The organism is Dietzia sp. Cai40, from assembly GCF_014145165.1.
In the GTDB taxonomy this organism is placed as follows: Bacteria; Actinomycetota; Actinomycetes; order Mycobacteriales; family Mycobacteriaceae; genus Dietzia; species Dietzia natronolimnaea.
In genome coordinates this window covers 1-5,883 of record NZ_JAALEB010000056.1, presented here as the reverse complement: position 1 = coordinate 5,883, position 5,883 = coordinate 1, and the positions used below count along the sequence as shown (strand labels likewise).

Here is a 5,883-nt window from a genome sequence, read left to right as displayed (position 1 = left end):
CGACGGTGGCGGGCTGCCCGGGCCGGATGTCGGTCCCGGTGGCATCGGCCGCGGTGGCGTCGGTGGTGGTCGCGCTGGTCGTGGCGGTGGCGGTGGCGGTGGCTGTGGCGAGCGGCACGGACACGGTCTCGCGGCGCCGATCACCCGGGGTCCACAACCCACGACGGGCCAGGACGGGTAGGACGCCCTCCCCGAAGGTGTACGTCTCCTCCAGGTGCGGGTACCCGGAGAGGACGAAGTGCGTGAGGCCCAGCTCGGCGTACTCGCCGATCCGGTCGGCGACCTCCTCGTGGGAGCCCACGAGCGCGGTCCCCGCGCCACCGCGGACCAGGCCGACACCGGCCCACAGATTCGGCGAGACCTCGAGGGACCCGGTCCGGCCGCCGTGCAGGTCGAGCATCCGGCGCTGGCCCTCCGATTCGCTGGCGGCCAGCGAGGCCTGCACCCGTGCCACGTCCGCGGGGTCGATCCCCGCCAGGAGCCGATCGGCCTCGGCCCACGCCTGCTCCGAGGTGTCCCTGGAGATCACGTGGAGCCGGACCCCGAACGAGGGTGTCCGGCCGTGGACGGCCGCGGCGTCCCGGACCCGGTCCAGTTTCCCGGCGACCGCGGCGGGGGGTTCGCCCCAGGTCAGGTACGTGTCCGCATGGCGGGCGGCGACGCGGATACCGGCCGCGGAGGAGCCGCCGAAGAAGATCGGCGGCGCCGGTTCCGGTCGACGCGCCAGGACGGAATCGACGACGGCGAGGTGGTCACCGCTGTAGGAGAGCGGGCTCTCCGAATCCCAGAGTCCTCGGACGATCTCGAGGAACTCGTCCGCCCTGGCGTATCGGGCCTCTTTGTCCAGGAAGTCCCCATAGGCGCGTTGCTCGCGGGACTCCCCTCCGGTGACCACGTTGAGGAGCAGGCGGCCACCGGTCTGCCACTGGAAGGTGGTCGCCATCTGCGCGGCGAGGGTGGGACTCATGAGCCCCGGGCGCAGCGCCACGAGGAACTTGATGCTGTCGCTCGACTCGGCGAGCAGTGCGGTGGTGATCATCGCGTCCTCGCACCAGGCGCCGGTGGGAGTGAGGAGGGACTCGAACCCGTTGTGCTCGGCCGCCGCGACGATCTGCCGCAGATACGGCAGGGTCGCCGGACGGTCCCCCGACATCAGCGTGCCGTGCCCCCCGGCCACGAGGTTGCGCGAGTCCCCGTAGGTGGGCAGGAACCAGTGGAAGTGCAACCCAGTCTGGTCGGGGTTCGGATGAGTCGGGTCGGTGGCCACGGACGGCTCCTGAGGTGTCTCGGGTCGGAGTGCGGACCGACACATCGTGCGACCGGACGGAGACGGGGGGCCACAATTGCCGTCACCGGGAAGGAAACCCATTACACGAGTAGACCGATCGGTCTATAGGCTGTGGTACCCTCTCCCCCATGACACCCCGATCACCCGCCCCTGACCTGCGTTTGTCCGACGTGAGCTCGGCCAGGGTCATGCGCACGATCCGGTTCCGGGGGCCGGTGACCCGTCCGGAGGTGGCCGCGTCCACGGGCCTGTCGGTGGCGACGGTCAGCCGAGCCACGGCAGCGCTGCTGTCCTCCGGGGTCATCCGCGAGCGACCCGAACTCATGCACGACGGTTCCGTGGGCCGGCCGAGCATCCCCGTGGAGATCGATCCCGCCGGGCCCGTGGTGGTGGCCGTCCACATCGGCCTCAGCCGGTGCGTGGTCGCCATCAGTGATCTCGCCTGCCGGATCCTGTCCGAGTACGCGATCCCCACCCCGGGCCGGGATCCGGAGGTGATCGCGGACGAGCTGTCCGCGATCGCGTTCCGGCTCCTCGACGGCCACCGGGACCGCCGGCTGGTCTGGGGCGGCGTGGCCACGGCCGCGAGGATCACCGCGCCGGGCAGGATCGACCACGACCTGCTGGGGTGGCGGGACGTTCCGGTGGCGGACCTGTTCGCCGATCGAATCGGGGTGCCCTTCTCCGTGGCCCCCCACGTCGAGGCGATGGCCGCGGCGGAGCTGCTCGTGGGGCACGAGTCCCACACGGGCACGACGCTGGTCGTCTACGCGCGGGAGCATCTGGGCTCCGCCCTCGTGATCGACGGCGCCGTGCACCTGCCACGGGCCGGCTCGGCGGAACTCGCCCACCTCCCCGTGGGGCCGACCACCTACCTCGACGACCGCGGCGGTGGCCTCCTGGACGTGGTGGGCGATTCCGGACTGGTCCGGGCTGCGGCCGCCCGCGGGATCACCGTCGGGTCGGTGCCGGAGCTCGCGGCCCGGGCACACGGTGACCCGGTGGCCGACGCGATCCTCGTCGAGCGGGCGACCATCCTCGGCCGCCTGGTCGGGTTGGTCTCGGCCATCACTCGGCCGGATTCGGTGGTGCTCTGTGGACAGGCCTTCACGGACCACCCGCGCTACCTGGGACCCATCCTGAGAGCCTCACGGGAGACCCCTCTCGCCGGCGGGGCACCCGAACTCAGGGTGTCGACGGCGGGCGGGCGGATCCAGCAGCTGGCGGCCATGGCGGTGGCGCTCGACACCATCTCGGCCGACCCCACGAGCGCGCTGCCGTCGAGGCTGCTGTCGGTGTCCTGACCCTTTCCGGTCACCGCGACAGTAATGTTCGACATCCGTAGCGGACCCCCACAGACTTCTCGTATGACCGAACGAAGCCTGTCCACCGCTCACCAGTCCGTCCCGGCGGAGACCCACCGGCGTGCGATGCGTATGCATCCCGCCGGCGTCACGATCATCACCCTCGACGGCGCCGACGGGCCGGTGGGGTTCACCGCGTCATCACCGTCCAGCCTGTCGTCGAGGCCCGCCCTGGTGAGCTTCAACGTCGGGATCTCGTCGTCCAGCCTGGCGGCGGTGCTCGACGCCCGGACCGCGGTGATCCACCTGCTGGGCGAGGCCGACCGATCACTCGCGCTCCGGTTCGCCGGCCCCTCCCACCTCCGGTTCGCCGACCACTCCCTGTGGACCCGGGCCGAGACCGGTGAACCGCTCCTCCACGGCGGGCGGGCGCGACTCCGGGTCGCCCTCGATCGTCTCGTCCCGGCGGGCGACCACGTCCTGGTGGTCGCGCGGCTGCTGGACGCCTGGTTCGACGAGGAGGATCCCGGCGATCCGCTCGTGGTGCTCGACGGTGGCTTCCGTGCGGTGCCCACGGCCCACGAGTGACCACGTCCCACGACTGACCACGACTGACCACGAGGCCGACCGACCACGAGATCGGCCGACGACGAGGCGGCCCCCGCTCGATGAGCGGGGGCCGCCTCGTGTCCGTGCCGCGTGTCCGGCCTAGGTGGTGGCGGGAGCCGCCCCACCGCTACCCGACGGGCCGCCGGGGGCTGCGCCACCGAAGCCGCCCGAGCTGGGCGGGAGCGAGTCGCCCGGGCCGGCCTCACCGGTGGGTGCGACGCTCGCGGTGATCTCCTCACCCTCGCGGGACCCGGCGTCCGGGCGCTGGACCCCGGTGAACGTGAACCGGGCGTCCTCGGTCTTGTCGGACTCCCCGTCCCAGCCCTCGACGTCGACGGTGATGAGCTCGCCGGCCGCGACCTCGCCGAAGAGGATCTTCTCCGACAGCGTGTCCTCGATCTCGCGCTGGATGGTGCGACGCAGCGGCCGCGCACCCAATACCGGATCGAAACCCCTCTTGGCGAGAAGCTCCTTGGCCCGGTCCGTGATCTCGATGGTCATGTCTTTGGCCTTGAGCGCCACGCCGACGCGGCTGACCATGAGGTCGACCATCTCCACGATCTGAGCCTTGGTGAGCTGGTGGAACACCACGATCTCGTCGATCCGGTTGAGGAACTCGGGCCGGAAGTGCTTCTTGAGCTCGTCGTTGACCTTCTGCTTCATCCGCTCGTAGGCGTCCTCGGTGTTGTCGGAGGACTGGAAGCCCATCCCGACCGCCTTGGAGATGTCCCTCGTGCCCAGATTGGAGGTGAAGATCAACACGGTGTTCTTGAAGTCCACCATGCGGCCCTGCCCGTCGGTGAGACGGCCGTCCTCGAGCACCTGCAGCAGCGTGTTGTAGATCTCGGAGTGGGCCTTCTCGATCTCGTCGAACAGGACCACCGAGAACGGCTTGCGCCGGACCTTCTCCGTGAGCTGGCCGCCCTCCTCGTAGCCGACGTACCCGGGAGGTGCGCCGAACAGACGGGACGCGGTGAAGCGGTCGTGGAACTCGCCCATGTCGATCTGGATGAGCGCGTCGTCCTCGCCGAACAGGAAGTTCGCCAGCGCCTTGGAGAGCTCCGTCTTACCGACACCGGACGGGCCGGCGAAGATGAACGAACCCGAGGGCCGCTTGGGGTCCTTGAGACCGGCCCGCGTGCGGCGGATGGCCCGGGAGACGGCCTTGATGGCGTCCTCCTGGCCGATGATCCGCTTGTGCAGCTCGTCCTCCATGCGGAGCAGACGCGTGGTCTCCTCCTCGGTGAGCTTGAACACGGGGATCCCGGTCCAGTTGCCCAGGACCTCCGCGATCTGCTCCTCGTCGACCACGGCGGCCACATCCATGTCGCCCGCACGCCACTGCTTCTCGCGCTCCGAGCGCTCGGCGATGAGCTTCTTCTCCGTGTCCCGCAGGCCCGCGGCCTTCTCGAAGTCCTGCGCGTCGATCGCGGACTCCTTCTCACGGCGGGCCTCCGCGATCTTCTCGTCGAACTCCCGCAGGTCCGGCGGAGCGGTCATCCGCTTGATCCGCATGCGGGCGCCGGCCTCGTCGATGAGGTCGATCGCCTTGTCCGGGAGGAAGCGGTCGTTGATGTACCGGTCCGCGAGCTGGGCCGCCGCGGCCAGGGCGGCGTCCGTGATGGTGACGCGGTGGTGGGCCTCGTAGCGGTCCCGCAGACCCTTGAGGATCTCGATGGACAGCTCCACGTTGGGCTCCGGGACCTGGACCGGCTGGAAACGACGCTCGAGCGCCGCGTCCTTCTCGATGTGCTTGCGGTACTCCTCGAGCGTGGTGGCGCCGATGGTCTGCAGCTCACCGCGGGCCAGCTTGGGCTTGAGGATCGACGCGGCGTCGATCGCACCCTCGGCGGCACCCGCGCCGACGAGGGTGTGGATCTCGTCGATGAACAGGATGATGTCGCCGCGCTGGTTGATCTCCTTGAGCACCTTCTTCAGGCGCTCCTCGAAGTCACCGCGGTAGCGGGAACCGGCCACCAGGGACCCCAGGTCGAGCGAGTAGACCTGCTTGTCCTTGAGGGTCTCGGGGACCTCGTTGTTGACGATGGCCTGGGCCAGGCCCTCGACGACCGCGGTCTTGCCCACGCCGGGCTCGCCGATGAGCACCGGGTTGTTCTTGGTGCGCCGGGAGAGCACCTGCATGATGCGCTCGACCTCCTTGGCGCGGCCGACGACCGGGTCGAGCTTGCCCTCCATGGCGGCCTGCGTGAGGTTGCGACCGAACTGGTCCAGCACCGTCGAGGACGACGGCGTACCGGACTCGCGACCACCGGTGCCGGCGGGGGCGCCCGTGGCCTCGGCCTCCTTGCCCTGGTAGCCCGACAGCAGCTGGATGACCTGCTGGCGGACCCGGGTGAGGTCCGCTCCGAGCTTGACCAGCACCTGGGCGGCGACGCCCTCGCCCTCACGGATGAGGCCGAGCAGGATGTGCTCGGTGCCGATGTAGTTGTGGCCGAGCTGCAGCGCCTCGCGCAGGCTCAGCTCCAGGACCTTCTTGGCCCGCGGCGTGAACGGGATGTGCCCGCTGGGCGCCTGCTGGCCCTGGCCGATGATCTCCTCGACCTGACTCCGCACCGCTTCCAGCGAGATCCCCAGGGACTCGAGTGCCTTGGCGGCCACTCCCTCGCCCTCGTGGATGAGACCCAGCAGGATGTGCTCGGTGCCGATGTAGTTGTGGTTGAG

4 protein-coding genes are annotated in these 5,883 nt (G+C 70.2%); 2 read left to right on the top strand and 2 right to left on the bottom strand.

All coding sequences use genetic code 11. The features are described 5' to 3' along the window. Positions 1–1,267 (bottom strand): LLM class flavin-dependent oxidoreductase (locus G6022_RS02680; protein ID WP_347238144.1); only part of this gene is annotated, 1,267 nt, incomplete at its 3' end. A 149-nt stretch (positions 1,268–1,416) separates the two neighbouring features. Here G6022_RS02680 and G6022_RS02675 point away from each other — a divergent pair. Together G6022_RS02675 and G6022_RS02670 are read left to right on the top strand one after the other, a co-directional pair. Further along, entirely contained in the window at positions 1,417–2,592 is a 1,176-nt protein-coding gene (locus G6022_RS02675; protein WP_182611052.1) for an ROK family protein, read from the top strand. Positions 2,593–2,655: 63 nt separating this feature from the next. Next, positions 2,656–3,180 (top strand): flavin reductase family protein, encoded by a 525-nt coding sequence (locus G6022_RS02670; protein ID WP_182611051.1) that lies wholly within the window; start codon positions 2,656–2,658, stop codon positions 3,178–3,180. Between the two features lie 120 nt (positions 3,181–3,300). On the opposite strand, the gene G6022_RS02665 is transcribed toward G6022_RS02670, so the two are convergent. After that, a partial coding sequence (locus G6022_RS02665) for an ATP-dependent Clp protease ATP-binding subunit (protein ID WP_182690983.1) occupies positions 3,301–5,883 on the bottom strand: 2,583 nt, incomplete at its 5' end.